Source organism: Frateuria sp. (assembly GCF_013362045.1).
Taxonomy (GTDB): domain Bacteria; phylum Pseudomonadota; class Gammaproteobacteria; order Xanthomonadales; family Rhodanobacteraceae; genus Frateuria_A.
On record NZ_JABFWW010000213.1, the window covers coordinates 1 to 14,618 of the forward strand.

Annotated in this window: 15 protein-coding genes; 8 read left to right on the top strand and 7 right to left on the bottom strand. The window is 69.9% G+C overall.

Annotation, left to right across the window (positions count from 1 at the left end):
• Positions 1-192: 192 nt before the first annotated feature.
• The 3 genes from HOQ08_RS10145 to HOQ08_RS10155 form a co-directional block, all read right to left on the bottom strand.
• Positions 193-1,044 carry a protein phosphatase 2C domain-containing protein gene (locus tag HOQ08_RS10145; protein ID WP_291194037.1) on the bottom strand — a complete coding sequence of 284 codons (852 nt, stop codon included), beginning with the start codon at positions 1,042-1,044 and terminating at the stop codon, positions 193-195.
• A 96-nt stretch (positions 1,045-1,140) separates the two neighbouring features.
• Complete coding sequence (locus HOQ08_RS10150; protein WP_291194075.1) at positions 1,141-1,563, bottom strand: DNA polymerase III subunit chi; 423 nt, start codon at positions 1,561-1,563, stop codon at positions 1,141-1,143.
• Between the two features lie 121 nt (positions 1,564-1,684).
• Positions 1,685-3,178 (bottom strand): leucyl aminopeptidase, encoded by a 1,494-nt coding sequence (locus HOQ08_RS10155; RefSeq protein ID WP_291194040.1) that lies wholly within the window; start codon positions 3,176-3,178, stop codon positions 1,685-1,687.
• 93 nt (positions 3,179-3,271) lie between these two features.
• Between HOQ08_RS10155 and lptF the strand changes: the two genes are divergently transcribed.
• Genes lptF through HOQ08_RS10170 form a run of 3 tightly spaced genes read left to right on the top strand, consistent with a single transcriptional unit; the run spans position 3,272 to position 5,988 of the window.
• Positions 3,272-4,384, top strand: coding sequence for an LPS export ABC transporter permease LptF (lptF, locus tag HOQ08_RS10160; RefSeq protein ID WP_291194043.1), 1,113 nt, complete (start codon positions 3,272-3,274; stop codon positions 4,382-4,384).
• The gene (gene lptG, locus HOQ08_RS10165; RefSeq protein WP_291194078.1) at positions 4,381-5,481 is read left to right on the top strand and encodes an LPS export ABC transporter permease LptG; all 1,101 of its coding nucleotides are present in this window, start codon (positions 4,381-4,383) and stop codon (positions 5,479-5,481) included. Before lptF ends, lptG begins: the two co-directional genes overlap by 4 nt.
• Positions 5,482-5,520: 39 nt before the next feature.
• Positions 5,521-5,988, top strand: a complete 468-nt coding sequence (locus HOQ08_RS10170; RefSeq protein ID WP_291194046.1) for an OsmC family protein — start codon at positions 5,521-5,523, stop codon at positions 5,986-5,988.
• 25 nt (positions 5,989-6,013) lie between these two features.
• Here HOQ08_RS10170 and HOQ08_RS10175 read toward each other — a convergent pair whose 3' ends face one another.
• The 3 genes from HOQ08_RS10175 to HOQ08_RS10185 are packed head-to-tail and all read right to left on the bottom strand — an operon-like array spanning position 6,014 to position 9,059.
• A complete protein-coding gene (locus HOQ08_RS10175; RefSeq protein ID WP_291194049.1) occupies positions 6,014-6,727 on the bottom strand; it encodes a VTT domain-containing protein in 714 nt (237 codons plus the stop codon).
• On the bottom strand, positions 6,724-7,284 hold the full coding sequence (locus HOQ08_RS10180) for a nucleoside deaminase (RefSeq protein WP_291194081.1): 561 nt from the start codon (positions 7,282-7,284) through the stop codon (positions 6,724-6,726). The genes HOQ08_RS10175 and HOQ08_RS10180 overlap by 4 nt, the downstream gene beginning before the upstream one ends.
• A 5-nt stretch (positions 7,285-7,289) precedes the next feature.
• Positions 7,290-9,059 carry a glutamine--tRNA ligase/YqeY domain fusion protein gene (locus HOQ08_RS10185; protein WP_291194052.1) on the bottom strand — a complete coding sequence of 590 codons (1,770 nt, stop codon included), beginning with the start codon at positions 9,057-9,059 and terminating at the stop codon, positions 7,290-7,292.
• Between the two features lie 167 nt (positions 9,060-9,226).
• On the opposite strand from HOQ08_RS10185, the gene HOQ08_RS10190 reads away from it, so the two are divergent.
• The 3 genes from HOQ08_RS10190 to HOQ08_RS10200 are packed head-to-tail and all read left to right on the top strand — an operon-like array spanning position 9,227 to position 10,934.
• Complete coding sequence (locus HOQ08_RS10190) at positions 9,227-9,502, top strand: DUF2007 domain-containing protein (RefSeq protein ID WP_291194056.1); 276 nt, start codon at positions 9,227-9,229, stop codon at positions 9,500-9,502.
• Entirely contained in the window at positions 9,499-10,416 is a 918-nt protein-coding gene (locus HOQ08_RS10195; protein ID WP_291194059.1) for a DMT family transporter, read from the top strand. Before HOQ08_RS10190 ends, HOQ08_RS10195 begins: the two co-directional genes overlap by 4 nt.
• Positions 10,416-10,934 (top strand): adenine phosphoribosyltransferase, encoded by a 519-nt coding sequence (locus HOQ08_RS10200; protein ID WP_291194062.1) that lies wholly within the window; start codon positions 10,416-10,418, stop codon positions 10,932-10,934. Before HOQ08_RS10195 ends, HOQ08_RS10200 begins: the two co-directional genes overlap by 1 nt.
• Here the strand turns inward: HOQ08_RS10200 and HOQ08_RS10205 are convergent.
• Complete coding sequence (locus HOQ08_RS10205) at positions 10,928-11,662, bottom strand: lysophospholipid acyltransferase family protein (protein ID WP_291194065.1); 735 nt, start codon at positions 11,660-11,662, stop codon at positions 10,928-10,930. The genes HOQ08_RS10200 and HOQ08_RS10205 overlap by 7 nt on opposite strands.
• 174 nt (positions 11,663-11,836) lie before the next feature.
• On the opposite strand from HOQ08_RS10205, the gene clpB reads away from it, so the two are divergent.
• Both clpB and HOQ08_RS10215 read left to right on the top strand, forming a co-directional pair.
• Complete coding sequence (gene clpB, locus HOQ08_RS10210) at positions 11,837-14,431, top strand: ATP-dependent chaperone ClpB (RefSeq protein WP_291194068.1); 2,595 nt, start codon at positions 11,837-11,839, stop codon at positions 14,429-14,431.
• Positions 14,432-14,434: 3 nt separating this feature from the next.
• The coding region (locus tag HOQ08_RS10215; RefSeq protein WP_291194071.1) for a hypothetical protein at positions 14,435-14,618 on the top strand (184 nt) is incomplete at its 3' end.

Sequence of the window (14,618 nt, forward strand, 5' to 3'; positions counted from 1 at the left end):
CGTCCGCGGGAGGCGGGGGCGCCGGCGCGGGCGCCTGGGTCGCCGCCGGGGTTGGCGTGGCGTGGCCGCCGAGGCGTGCCCTCAGCTCGGCGCATCCGCCAAGGCCGGCCACCAGCAGGCCGACCAGTGCCAGCGCCGCCGCACGGCGTGCGTGCGCGAGACGCGCGTATTCCAAGTTCTGCACCGCTTTCCTCATGCCTGTCGAACACCCATCTGGCCGGGTTTGGCCGTACCGTCGCGGGCCGCCTGCACCCACCCCCGCGGGACGCGTGCGCGCCACCAGGCCGCCCAGCCTATCCGAACCAGGATCAACGACACATTGTCGCCGTCGACGCCGCCGCGCTCCACCGCCCGGTCCAGCGCCTCGTGCATGGCCCGGCGGAGGTTCCTGCGGCGCGCGAGCCGGCCCAGCTCGCCGGTGGACAGCCGTTCCCACACGCCGTCGCTGCACAGCACGAACGATTGTCCCGGGCGGATCGCCGCAAAGCCGTGCTCGACCTGTGGCGGTTGCGGCCCGCCCAGGCCGCGCAGCAGCACGTGCTGGTCGGCGTCCGCGCCCATCGCCTCGGCGTCGAGCTCGCCGCGCGATACCTTCAGCTGCGCCAGGCTGTGGTCCTCGGTACGGCCGAGGCAACGCCCGTGCTGGAAACGGTAGAGCCTGCTGTCGCCCACGTGCGCCCAGCAGGCACGCCGCCCGCGTATCAGCAGGGCGACCACCGTCGAATGCGGTTCGGCGCCCACCAGGCCTTCGCCGCGACGGCGCAACCCCGCATGGGCCGCCTGGCACAGCGACTCGAGGAACAAGGGGCCGGGCTGCTCGCGCCACTGGCCTTCGTTCCACAGCCGGCGGGCGGTTTCGATGACGTCCGCGGACGCCAGCTCGCCGGCGCCGTCGCCGCCCATGCCGTCGGCCAGCACCAGCAGCCGCGCATCGGTGGCTGCGTCATGCAGGCAGACCAGGGCGTCCTGCTGCGTGGGGCGCCCGCCGCGCGCGCGCCCGGCTGCCGCCGACGGTATCGCCTGGCTCTCGATCCGCTGATCCATCGTCCGGCCCCTGTCCGAAGTTGCCCAGAGCATACCGCCGCGAGGGCCGGACGGCAGGCCGGTGCCGGCGTGTCGGCAGCCGCCGCGTGGGCGGCGTCACATGTCGAACTTGGCGAGCTGCAGGCCGCGTTGCTGGTAGTCGCGCCAGCGCGCGCGCGAACCGATGCGCTCGGCAGGATCGGCGGGGACGACTTCCAGCACGCGCTCGAAGCGGCCGGTGAAGCAGCCCTCGCGCAGGTTGATCACCAGCGGGCGGTCGGGCGTGTCGATGCCGGGCGGCACGATCAGCACGGCGGTGTGGTCGTCGTCGTCGTCGCCGGCGAGCTGGTGCGGGACGTAGGCGTCCGGGTCGAAGTCCCACAGCAGCGTGTCGACCGCCTCGGCCTGCTCGAAATCGCGGGTGAGGATCAGCGTCGGCTGCTGTGCCGCATAGGCGCGCCGCGCCAGCTCGCACACCAGCAGCAGCGGCTGTTCACGGAAGCGCGGCTTGTCGATCAGGTAGAAGTCGGCGCGTGGCATGGTGATGGGACAGGGAACGGGAATTAAAGGAACGTGCAAGGTGGAATCGGCGTTCATCGTGCCATGGCGGCAGGCAAGGCGCGCGCCCGCAGGTCTCCCCGTTCCTTTACCGCGTCGCGCGTCAGCCGGCGCGATCCATGAGCCACTGCGCCAGCAGCGCCACCGGCCGTCCGGTGGCCAGGCCCTTGCGGCCCTCGTCCCAGGCGGTGCCGGCAATGTCCAGGTGCGCCCAGCGCTGGCCTTCGGTGAAACGCGAGAGGAAGCAGCCGGCGGTGATCGCGCCGGCGCTCTTGCCGCCGATGTTGGCCACGTCGGCGAAGCCCGACTCAAGCTGCACCTGGTAGTCGTCCCACAGCGGCAGGCGCCAGGCGCGGTCGAGCGTGTCCTCGCCGGCGGCAAGCAGCTCGGCGGCGAGGTCGTCGTGCTTGCTCATCAGGCCGCTGGCGTGCTTGCCCAGCGCGACGACGCAGGCGCCGGTGAGCGTGGCGGCGTCGACGATGGCCTGCGGCTGGTAGGTCTGCGCGGTCCAGGTCAGCGCGTCGCACAGGATCAGGCGGCCTTCCGCATCGGTGTTGAGCACCTCGATGGTCAGGCCCGAGAGGCTGGTGAGCACGTCGCTGGGACGGTAGCTGTCGCCGTCGGGCATGTTCTCGGCCGACGGCACCACGCAGACCAGGTTGAGCTTGAGTTCCATCTTTACCGCGGCAATGAAGGCGCCGAGCACGCCGGCGGCGCCGCCCATGTCGTACTTCATCTCCTCCATGCCGGCGCCGGGCTTGAGGCTGATGCCGCCGGAGTCGAAGGTGATGCCCTTGCCGACGAAGGCGTAGGGCTTGTCGCCGGCGTTGCCGCCGTTGTACTCCAGCGCGATCAGGCGCGGCTTGTTGGCCGAGCCGCGGCCGACCGCCAGCAGCGAGCCGAAGCCGAGCCTGCCCATCTCCTCGTGGTCGAGCACGCGGCAGTTCACGCCCTCGTGCGCCTCGGCGAAGGCCTGCGCCTGCGCGGCGATGTAGGAGGGGTTGCAGATGTTCGGCGGCAGGTTGGCCAGCTCGCGGGCGAAGCGCACGCCCTGCGCGATCGCCGCTGCCTGGTCCAGCCCGTGCCGCGCCTCGTCGGCGGCGACGAAGGCGATCGACTTGAGTTCCGGTTGCGCGCTCTTCTCGCGCGGCTTGAAGGTGGCGGTGTAGCGGTAGGCGGCGTAGTCGGCGGCCAGCGCCGCGATGCGCACGCGCCAGGCGGCGTCGCGACCGGGAACCTCCAGGTCGGCCAGGTAGGAGACGGCCGTGTCGACCGGCAGCCTGCCCAGCGCGCGGGCGGCTTCCAGGTGCACCTTCTGGTAGCGCGCCGCGTCGAAGCTCTTCTGTGCGCCCAGGCCCACCACCAGCACGCGGCGGGCGGCGATGCCCCCGGGTGCGTACAGCACGGCGACGCTGCCGGCCTTGCCGTTGATGTCGCCGCTCTCCAGCTGGCGCTTGACTGCTCCCTCGCTGGCGCCGTCCAGCCGCGCGGCGGCGCTGGTGAGCAGGCCGTTCTCGTAGACGCCGACCACCAGGCAGGGCGTATCGACGGTTTCGGGCGAGGTGCTGGCGGCGACCAGACTGAACTGAAGCGTCATCGGAAGAGGTCCTTCGGAGCGAAGAAGGGAAGCGGACCGGCTAGACTTGGCGTTCGGCGCCGGCCTGCGGTGCGAAGCCCTCAATCCTATCGCATGCTGAGCATCCTCGACCGCTACTTCCTGCGCGAACTGGCCCAGACGGTGGTCGCCACCACGATCGTGCTGCTGGCGATCATCACCGGCACGACCTTCGCAAAGGTATTGCAGCAGGTGGCCGGCGGCAGCTTCCCGGCCAGCGTGATGTTTCCGGTGCTGGGCCTGCGCACGCTGGACGGGCTGACCAACCTGCTGCCGCTGGCCGGCTTCCTCGGCGTGATGATGGCGCTCGGGCGCATGTACCGCGAAAGCGAAATGCACGTGCTGGCTTCTTCCGGCATGGGCCCGCGCGGGCTGCTCAAGCCGGTGGCGATCCTGGCCGGCACCATCGTGCTGGTCACCGCCCTGGTGTCGCTGTGGCTGGGGCCGTGGGCGGTGCGCACTTCCGACGCGCTGGTGGCCGAGGCCAACCGCTCGGTGATCGCCGCCGGCCTCGATGCCGGGCGCTTCACCGAGCTGCCGGGCAAGGGCGGGATCATCTTCGTCCAGTCCCTGAGCCGCGACGGCAGCGTGCTGGGCAAGACTTTCGTGGCCAGCGAGAGCGTGGACAAGGACGGTGTCCGCCAGATCAAGCTGGTCACCGCCGCGGGCGGCCAGCTCTATCAGGAGAGCAACGGCCAAGGCCGCTTCATGGCGCTGCGCGATGGCTGGCAGTACAAGATCCCGCTCGGCCGGGACGACTGGTGGCGCATGCAGTACGCGCGCAACGACGTGGCGCTGTCGGAAGTGAAGGCCAGCGACGAGGATGACCCGGCGCATGCGCAGGGCAGCTGGGCGCTGGCCACCTCCGCCTCGCCCGACGCGCGCGCCGAATTCGCCTGGCGCGTGCATGCGCCGCCGATGGCCTTCGTGCTGCTGATGCTGGCCCTGCCGCTGTCGCGGCAGAGCCCGCGCGAGCCGCGCTATGGACGGGTCATGCTGGCGCTGCTGGGCTTCTATCTCTACTACCTGCTGTTGGCGCTCGGCCGTGCGCAGATCGGCAAGGGGCACTGGGCCAACTCGCTGCCGCTGCTGGGTGTGCACCTGCTGGCGCTGGCGCTGGCGGCCTGGCTGTTCTGGAAGCAGTACGCCCCGCGCAAGCCGCGCGGCCCACGCGAGGCGGTGGCCTGATGCAGCTTTCGATCAAGCGCGTGGACCGCCTGGTCGGCATGGCGGTGCTGGGTTCGCTGCTCACCGTGTGGCTGGTGCTCACGGGCTTCGATGCGGTCACCCAGCTGCTGCGCCAGCTCGGGCTGGTCGGGCGCAACGGCTTCACCACATTCAACGCGATCAGCTACGTGCTGGTCACGGTGCCGCGGCGCCTGTACGAGATGTTCATCTTCGCCGCGGTGATCGGCGGCCTGATGGGCCTGGGCGCGCTGGGCGCCAGCGGCGAGCTGACCGCGCTGCGCGCCGCGGGCATGTCGCGGCTGCGCATCGCCGCCTCGGCAGCCGGCGTGGTGGCGGTGCTCACCCTGGGCGTAACCATCCTGGGCGAAACCGCCGCGCCCTGGGGCGACCAGCAGGCGCAGGCCATGCAACTGCGCCTGAAGGCGAACAACCTGGGCCTGTCCGGCAGCACCGGCCTGTGGGCGCGCGACGGCGACCGCGTCATCAATGCCAAGGCCACGCTGATCAAGCAGGTCGACGGGCACAACACGGTGCAGCTGGCTGACGTGCGGGTCTTCACGCTCACTCTCGACGGCCAGGTCAGCCGCTTCGACTGGGCCCGCACGGCGCAGAACGACGGCCGCCGCTGGACCCTGCAGGACGTGCGCACCACCACGCTCGACGCCGGCGGCACGCACAGCAGCTCCGCCGCGAGCGAACCCTGGGATTCGCGCCTCAACCCGCGCGTGCTGGAACAGTCGGTGATCCAGCCGCAGTACCTGCCGATGCGCGACCTGCACCGCAACATGAGCTACCTCACGCGCAACGGGCAGAACCCAGGCATCTACGCGGTGACCTTCTGGGGCCGCGTGCTCTACCCGCTCAACACGCTGGTGCTGGTGCTGTGCGCGATGCCGTTCGCGTTCGGCGCGCTGCGTTCGGGGGGGCTGGGCAAGCGCATCTTCATCGGCATCCTGCTGGCGATCGGTTGGTACTTCCTGCAGAAGGCGCTGGTGAACTTCGCCACCATCTACGGCGTGCCGCCGCTGCCGGCCAACCTGCTGCCCGCGGTGGCGCTGGCGCTGGTGGCATGGCTCTACTTCCGCAAACGCAGCTGAGCCGCCGCGTTCCTGCAACACCTTGCCGACGGAGGACGCATGGGCAAGCACACCGCCGAACTGCTCTGGACCCGTGGGGACCAGGACTTTCTGGACAAACGCTACAGCCGTCGCCATCTGGCCAGCTTCGACGGCGGCGCGAGCGTGCCGATGTCCTCCTCGCCCGACGTGGTGCCGCTGCCGATGTCGGACGCCTACGCGGTGGACCCGGAGGAAGCCTTCGTCTCCTCGCTGGCCAGCTGCCACATGCTCTGGTTCCTGGACCTGGCCGCGCGCAAGGGTTTCCGCGTGGACAGCTACCGCGAGGCGGCCGTCGGCACCATGGGGCGCGACGAGCGCAACCGCACCGTCATGCGCGAGGTACTGCTGCGGCCGCGGGTGGATTTCTCCGGCGAGATCCTGCCCAGCCGCGAGCAGGTCGGGCAGCTCCACCACGATGCGCACGAGGCCTGTTTCCTCGCCAATTCGGTGCGCTGCGAGGTGCGCTGCGAGCCGGTGTTCGACTGAGCACGCGGCTGGCGCCGGGCGTGCGCTAGTCGCCGCCCTGCGGTTGGCGGCGGTGCCGGGTGAAGTGGCCGATCAGCAGCGGCAGCAGCGCGAGCAGGGCGATCGCCGCCAACGGCAGCAGCACTTCGCGATGCATGAACAGGCCCAGGCCGATGCGGTCGGTCTGCGTGAGCGCCTGGCCCAGGCCGGCGCCGATCGAAGTCTCGAAGACCAATGCCACGGTGCCGCCCAGCCAGGTGGCGCCGATGAACAGCCAGAGCGGGCAGCGCAGCCAGGCCAGGCAAACGGTGATCAGCCCGAACGGCGCCACCGGCACGAAGCGCAGGAACAGCGTGTAGCTCACCGGATGGCGCTCGAAGCCATGGTGCAGGCGCTCCACCAGGGCGGGCGGATGCCGGCTGCCGGAGCCGAAGGCATAGCGGCTGGCCAGGTACAGGATCAGCGAGCCCAGGGTCAGGCCGACCGAGGAATAGGCGGTGCCCTGGGGCACCCCGAAGGCGAAGCCGCCGGCGAAGATGATGATCACCGTGCCGGGGATGCCGGTGGCCATCGCCAGGGTCAGCAGGCCGATGTAGGCGGCGCGGGCGATCCAGGGGTTGGCCGTGATCTGCGCGTGCATCTCGGCCTGGTGGGCCACCAACTGCTCGGGGTTGAGCCGGTCCAGCGCGCCCGAGGCGAACAGCACCACGCCGGCGATCACCAGCAGCAGCAACGGCAACGCGGCTCGCAGCCGGCTCAATAGTGCGCTCCGCTCTTGCCGTAGTCGGCCAGGACTGCACGCGCCTGGTCGCGCAGGATGTCGCGACGCACCGCGATGCCGCGACGCTGCAGCTGGGCGACCCAATCGTCGGGCAGCGGGCCTTCGTCGAACGTGGTGAGCGATTCGACGTCCTCGCCGCGCGCGCCGATCAGCAACTCGTCGATGCCCGCCCACACGGTGGCGCCAAAGCACTGGCAGCAGGGCTGGGCGCTGGTGGCGAGGATATAGCGGCCGTTGTCCCCGGCATTGAGGCGGAAGCTAGCCAGCCGTTGCTGGGCGAGCATGTAGGCCATCATCTCGGCGTGCGCGACCGAGCAGCTCTGCCGCACGACGCGGTTGATGCCGACGGACACCAGCCGGCCGTCCTCGTGGAACACCGCCGCGCCGAACGGGCCGCCGTGGGCGCGCGCCACGTTCTGCCGCGCCAGCTCGATGGCCAGGCCCACGCGCTCCTCGTCGGCGAGGTAGCGGCGGCCGGTTTCGGCCACTTCCTCGACCCAGGGCGGCAGCGTGAGGTGCAGTTGCAGGGGCAGCAGCATGCTCAGGACTTGGTCCAGGTGTCGCGCAGGGTCACCGTGCGATTGAACACCGGGGCATCCGGCCGATGGTCGAGGCGGTCGGCGACGAAGTAGCCCAGCCGCTCGAACTGGTAGCGCTGCTCCGGTTCGGCCCGCGCCGCCGCGGGCTCCAGCCAGCCGCGGCCGACCCGCTTGGCGTCCGGGTTGACGTGCTCGATCCAGCTCTTGCCGTCGCTCTCGTCGTCGGGCGCCGGCACGTTGAACAGGCGGTCGTACATGCGCACCTCGGCGGCCACCGCGTGGCGCGCGCTGACCCAGTGGATGGTGCCCTTGACCTTGCGGTCGGCGCCCGGCAAGCCGGCGCGCGAGTCCGGATCGAGCGTGCAGCGCAATTCGATGACGTCGCCGGCCGCGTCCTTGACCACTTCCTCGCACTTGACGATGCCCACGCCGCGCAGGCGCACTTCGCCGCCGGGAACGAGGCGCTTGAAGCCCTTGGGCGGTACCTCGGCGAAGTCCTCGCGCTCGATCCACACGGTGCTGGCGAACGGCACCTCGCGCGTGCCGAAGCTCTCGTCCTTCGGATGGTTGGCGAAGGTGAGCGTTTCTTCGTGGTTGCCCGGCAGGTTGGTGAGGGTGAGCTTGAGCGGGTCGAGCACCGCCATGCGCCGGGGCGCGGTGGCGTCCAGGTCCTCGCGCACGCAGTTCTCGAGGATCGCGTAGTCGATCACGCTGTTCTGCTTGCTGATGCCCAGCCGTTCGATCAGCAGGCGCAGGCCGGCCGGCGTGAAGCCGCGACGGCGCAGGCCGCGCAGGGTGTTCATGCGCGGGTCGTCCCAGCCGTCGACCAGGCCTTCGTTCACCAGCTGCGCGAGCTTGCGCTTGCTGGTGATGCAGTAGGACAGGTTGAGGCGCGAGAACTCGATCTGGCGCGGCTTGGCGGGCTTGGCTTCCAGCCCGGCCTCGACCACCGACTGCCACAGCTGCGGATGCGCGGTCAGGTCGACGTTGTCCACGCACCAGTCGTACAGCGGGCGGTGGTCCTCGAACTCCAGCGTGCACAGCGAATGGGTGATGCCTTCCATCGCGTCGGACAGCGCGTGCGCGAAGTCGTACATCGGATAGATCGGCCAGGCGTCGCCGGTGTTCTGGTGGGCGATCTTGCGGATGCGGTAGAGCGCCGGGTCGCGCAGGTTGATGTTGCCCGCGGCCATGTCGATCTTCGCGCGCAGCGTCTTGCTGCCGTCGGCGAATTCGCCCGCGCGCATGCGCTGGAACAGGCCGAGGTTCTCCTCGATCGAACGGTCGCGCCAGGGCGAGTTGCGGCCCGGCTCGGTGAGCGTGCCGCGGTACTCGCGCACCTCGTCGGCGGTGAGGTCGTCGACGTAGGCCTTGCCGTCCCCGATCAGCTTGAGCGCGGCGCGGTAGAACACGTCGAAGTAGTCCGAGGCGTGGCGCAGGTCGTGCCAGTCGAAGCCCAGCCAGCGCACGTCGTCCTTGATGCCTTCGACGAACTCGGGGTCTTCCTTGCCCGGGTTGGTGTCGTCCAGGCGCAGGTTGCACCAGCCGCCGAACTCGCGTGCGATGCCGAAGTTCAGGCAGATCGCCTTGGCGTGGCCGATGTGCAGGTAGCCGTTGGGCTCGGGCGGAAAGCGCGTGCGGATCGCCGCGTGCTTGCCGGAGGCGAGGTCCTCGCGAATGATCTGGCGCACGAAGTCCCTTTGCACATCGGCCCGCTGCCCGTTCTCGTGGGTGCTGGGGGTGCTTTCGGCGGCGGGGCTTTCGCTGGACATCTGATGCGGCTCGCGCAGGTACGGGTGGAAACCCGGGAGTTTACCCTGAGTTGCGGACAGGCCTGTGCTCCTTAGCCTGTCGTTGCGGGCGATGGGAGGGGTTTGCCGGCTCCGGCCAGAGGAACCGGCAGCTTGCCGCTGCGTGTGGCGCGCAGTAGCGTGGCCGCATGCGCATCGCCTACCGAGCCCAAAGCCTGATCGACGCCCACCTGGTGAAGGATGCGCTGGAACGCGAGGAGATCCCCGCATTCATCGCCGGCGAATACCTGACCGGTGCGGTGGGCCAGCTGCCGGCGATCGACTACGTGGCAGTGATGGTGCCCGAGTCGTCCGTGGCAGCCGCCGATGCCGTCGTGCGGCAGGTCGAGGCGCAGCTGGCGCAGGCGCGCGCATCCCTGCAGGACTGGGACGGCGACGCGCAGCTGGCGACCGATACGCCGTGAGCGTGCAGGTTTCCTCTCCCGCGACGCCACTGGCGCCGCCGGCGGCGGTCGGCCGCATGGCGCTGGGTGCGATGCTGCTGTCCAGCACCGGCATCTTCGTGGTGCTGGCGCAGGTGGCGCCGACCGTGTCGGCGTTCTACCGCATGCTGTTCGGTGGCGCGATGCTGCTGGGCTGGGTGGCGTTCGGCGGACGCTGGGTGCGGGTAGGTTGGCGGGATCTGGCGCTGGCGCTGCTGCCGGCCGCTGGCTTCTCGCTGGACCTGATTTTCTGGCATCGCAGCATCCTGTGGGTCGGGCCGGGCGTGGCCACCCTGCTGACCAACTTCCAGGTGTTCCTGATGGCGTTGGTCGGCTGGTTCGTCTACCGCGAGCGGCTGGGGCGCTGGTTCCTGCCTGGCATCGCGGTGGCGCTGGCGGGGTTGTGGCTGCTGGTCGGCGCGCACTGGTCGCTGTTCGATGCGCGGCATAGGCTCGGCGTGTGGCTGGGACTGGCCAGCGGCCTGGCCTACACCGTGTACCTGCTGAGCTTCCGTCGCGCGTTGTCGGGCCACACGGCTTTGTCGGCGGCACAGTTCCTCGGCCTGATGAGCCTGTTGAGCGCGCTGCTCCTGCTGCTGTGGGGGCTGGGCGAGGGCGACGGCTTCGTGCTCGCCACCGCGCGCAACTGGGTCGTGCTGCTGGCGCTGGGCTTCTTCGGTCAGGTGCTGGCATGGCTGCTGATGGTGCGCGCGATGCCGCAGCTGCCCGCCTCGCTGGTGGGGCTGCTGTTGCTGCTGCAGCCGGCGCTGGCGTTCGTGCTGGACGTGCTGCTGTTCGAGCGGCCGACCGGCGGTGGCGACTGGCTGGGCCTGGCGCTGGCGCTGGCCGGTATCCTGCTCGGCACGCTGCGCGCGCGTCCCCTGAGGAGTAGTTGATGCAGGACCTTCAGGCACTGATCCGCGCCATACCGGATTTCCCGCAGCCGGGCGTCGTCTTCCGCGACGTGACGCCGCTGCTGGCCGACGCCGGCGCCTTCGCCCGCTGCATCGACGCGCTGGCCGAACCCTGGCTGGGCGAGGGTGTGCGGGCGGTGTGCGGCATCGAATCGCGCGGCTTCATCTTCGGCGCTGCGCTGGCGCAGAAGCTCGGCGCGGGCTTCGTGCCGCTGCGCAAGCCGGGCAAGCTTCCACCGCCGGTGGTGGGCATCGACTACGCGCTCGAATATGGCCACGACCGGCTGGAGGTGCGCGCCGACGCGCTGCAGCCGGGCGAGCGGGCCTTGCTGGTGGATGACGTGCTGGCCACCGGCGGTACGTTGGCCGCCGCGCAGAGGCTGCTGGGCCGGCTGGGCGCGGAACTGGTCGGTGCCGGCGTGGTGATCGAACTGCCGGCCCTGCAGGGCCGCGCGCGCTGGCAGGGTTCGGTACCGCTGCACGCGCTGCTGCGTTACTGAAGGCGGCTTTCCGCCAGCAACGCGGCCACCGCCGCGCGCGCCTGCTGCCCCAGCACGCTGCGATCGTGCAACGCCAATCCCTGTGCCGGCAGCGGCTGGCCGACGCGCACCACGATGCGCCCGGGCCGCACGCGGAAACCCGCCGCCGGCAGCACCCTGCCGCTGCCCTCGATCGCCACCGGCACCACGCTCGCGCCGGCCTCGATCGCCAATTGGAACGCGCCGCCCTTGAACGGCCCCACCTCGCCATCGCGGCTGCGCGTGCCCTCGGGAAAGGCGCACACGCTGGCGCCCCCGCGCACGATGCCGACCGCCGCGTGCAGCCGCCGCGCCGAACTGCGCGCGCTGGCGCGCTCGATGAACACCATGCCCATCGCCCGTGCGTACCAGCCCACGAACGGGACCTTCGCCAGTTCCTGCTTCAGCACGAAGCGCACCGGCACCGGCAGCGCGCGGAACAGCGCGCAGACGTCGATCATCGACTGGTGGTTGGCGACCACCACGTGCGGCCGCGACCAGTCGACCTGCTCCAGGCCATGCACCTCCAGCCGCGCGCCGGCACCGCGCAGCAGCCCGGGTGCCCAGCAGCGCGAGGCCATCCGCAGCGGCCAGTGGCGCCCGCCGCTGAGCACGCGCACCAACAGCGCCAGGCAGATCCAGCCGGCGGTCCACAGCAGGGTGAAAAGCAGTTGCAGCGCATTGAGCAGCGCCCAGGCCAGGCGGCTCATACACGCGATCCGGAAGATTTTATCACACGGCGTCCCTGCGGGTTGACCCGAAAATGATACGGTCAGGCACCTGTGGCGAACAGGCAGCCCCCGCCGTCTTGAAGGAGACTGAGACGCCCCTATCTCGTGCGCATTGCGGCGGGGCCGCCCTTCGAATTCCGAGGATTCCACCTCATGCGGATGGACAAACTCACCTCGCGTTTCCAGCAGGCGCTGGCCGACGCGCAATCACTGGCCGTGGGCCGCGACAACCCCATCCTGGAGCCGGCGCACGTGATGGCGGCGCTGCTCGACCAGCAGGGCGGCTCGACCGCGCCGCTGCTGACCCAGGCGCACGTCAACGTGCCGGCGCTGCGCGAGCGCGTCGGCGAGATCCTGGGCCGCCTGCCGCAGGTGCGCGGGCAGGAGGGCAACATCAACGTCGGCAACGACCTTTCGCGCCTGCTGAATCTCACCGACAAGCTGGCGCAGCAGCGCGGCGACCAGTTCATCGCCACCGAACTGTTCGTGCTGGCCGCGCTGGAGGACAAGGGCGAGGTCGGCGCGGCGCTCAAGGCCACCGGCGCCACCAGGGCGAATTTCGAAGCCGCGATCGAAAAACTGCGCGGCGGCGAGAAGGTGCAGAGCGAGAACGCCGAGGAGCAGCGCCAGGCACTGGAGAAGTACTGCATCGATCTCACCGCGCGCGCCGAGAGCGGCAAGCTCGATCCCGTCATCGGCCGCGACGAGGAGATCCGCCGCACCGTGCAGGTGCTGCAGCGGCGTACCAAGAACAATCCGGTGCTGATCGGCGAGCCGGGCGTGGGCAAGACCGCCATCGTCGAGGGCCTGGCCCAGCGCATCGTCAAGGGCGAGGTGCCCGAGGGCCTGCGTGACCGCCGCGTGCTCGCGCTGGACATGGGCGCGCTGATCGCCGGCGCCAAGTTCCGCGGCGAGTTCGAGGAGCGCCTGAAGGCCGTGCTCAACGACCTGGCCAAGCAGGAAGGCCGCGTCATCCTGTTCATCGACGAGCTGCACACCATGGTCGGCGCCGGCAAGGCCGAGGGCGCGATGGATGCGGGCAACATGTTGAAGCCCGCGCTGGCGCGCGGCGAGCTGCACTGCATCGGCGCCACCACGCTGGACGAGTACCGCAAGTACATCGAGAAGGATGCCGCGCTGGAGCGCCGCTTCCAGAAGGTGTTCGTGGGCGAGCCGAGCGTGGAGGACACCATCGCCATCCTGCGCGGCCTGAAGGAGCGCTATGCCGTGCACCACGGCGTGGAAATCACCGACCCGGCGATCGTCGCCGCGGCCACGCTCTCCAACCGCTACATCACCGACCGCCAGCTGCCGGACAAGGCCATCGACCTGATGGACGAGGCGGCCAGCCGCATCCGCATGGAGATCGACTCCAAGCCCGAGGAACTGGATCGACTCGAGCGGCGGCTGATCCAGCTCAAGATCCAGCGCGAGATGCTCAAGAAGGAGACCGACGAGGCCTCCAAGAAGCGCCTGGCGGACCTGGAGAGCGACATCGAGAAGCTCGAGCGCGAGTTCTCCGATCTCAATGAAGTGTGGAAGTCGGAGAAGGCCGCGCTGCAGGGCGCGACCAAGATCAAGGAGCAGATCGAAGCCGCGCGCGTGGAGCTCGACGCCGCCCAGCGCCGGCAGGACTACGCGAAGATGAGCGAGCTCCAGTACGGCCGCCTGCCGGAACTGGAAAAGCAGCTCGCTGCCGCGCAGGCCGCCGAGAAGCAGGAATTCAAGCTGGTGCAGGACCGCGTCACCGACGAGGAGATCGCCGAAGTGGTCTCGCGCTGGACCGGCATCCCGGTCTCCAAGATGCTCGAAGGCGAGCGCGAGAAACTGCTGCACATGGAGGACGACCTGCACCGGCGCGTGGTCGGCCAGGACGAGGCGGTGCGCGCAGTGTCCGACGCGATCCGCCGCGCCCGTGCGGGCCTGTCCGATCCCAACCGGCCGTACGGCTCGTTCCTGTTCCTGGGGCCCACCGGTGTGGGCAAGACGGAGCTGTGCAAGGCGCTGGCCGAATTTCTGTTCGACACGCAGGAAGCGATGGTGCGCATCGACATGAGCGAGTTCATGGAGAAGCACTCCGTGGCTCGCTTGATCGGCGCGCCTCCCGGCTACGTCGGCTACGAGGAAGGCGGTTACCTCACCGAGGCGGTGCGCCGCCGGCCCTACAGCGTGATCCTGCTGGACGAGGTGGAGAAGGCACATCCGGACGTGTTCAACATCCTGCTGCAGGTGCTGGACGACGGCCGCCTCACCGACGGCCAGGGTCGCACGGTGGACTTCCGCAACACCGTCATCGTGATGACCTCCAACCTCGGCTCGCAGATGATCCAGGATGCGGCCGACTCGGGTGGCGATGCGGAGGAGCAGTACACCAAGATGAAAGCAGCGGTGATGGGCGTGGTGCAGGCGCACTTCCGTCCCGAGTTCATCAACCGCCTGGACGAACTGGTGGTGTTCCGCCCGTTGGGCAAGAACCAGATCCGCGCCATCGCGAAGATCCAGCTGGCCTACCTGGAGAAGCGCCTGGCCGAGCGCGACCTCAAGCTCGAGGTCGGCGACAACGCGCTGGCGCTGCTGGGCAACGTCGGCTTCGACCCGGTCTACGGCGCGCGCCCGCTCAAGCGCGCGATCCAGCAGCAACTGGAGAACCCGCTGGCGAAGGAGATTCTGGAAGGTCGCTTCACTCCCGGTAGCACCATCCACGTGGATGCCGAAGGCGGGCGCCTGACCTTCAGGGCAGCAGCCTAATTCATGCGCTCCCTCTCCCTCTCCTTCTGGGGAGAGGGTTGGGGTGAGGGGCGGGTGCTCGCGGGATGGATTGTTGCGCGCTTCGCTTTTTTCCTATTGCGCTTCCGCGACCGGGCTCGCCTGCGGCGGGCTTTCGATCGCCTGCCGGCGCTCGAGTCACTTCTCTTTGCGGGCCCAAAGAGAAGTA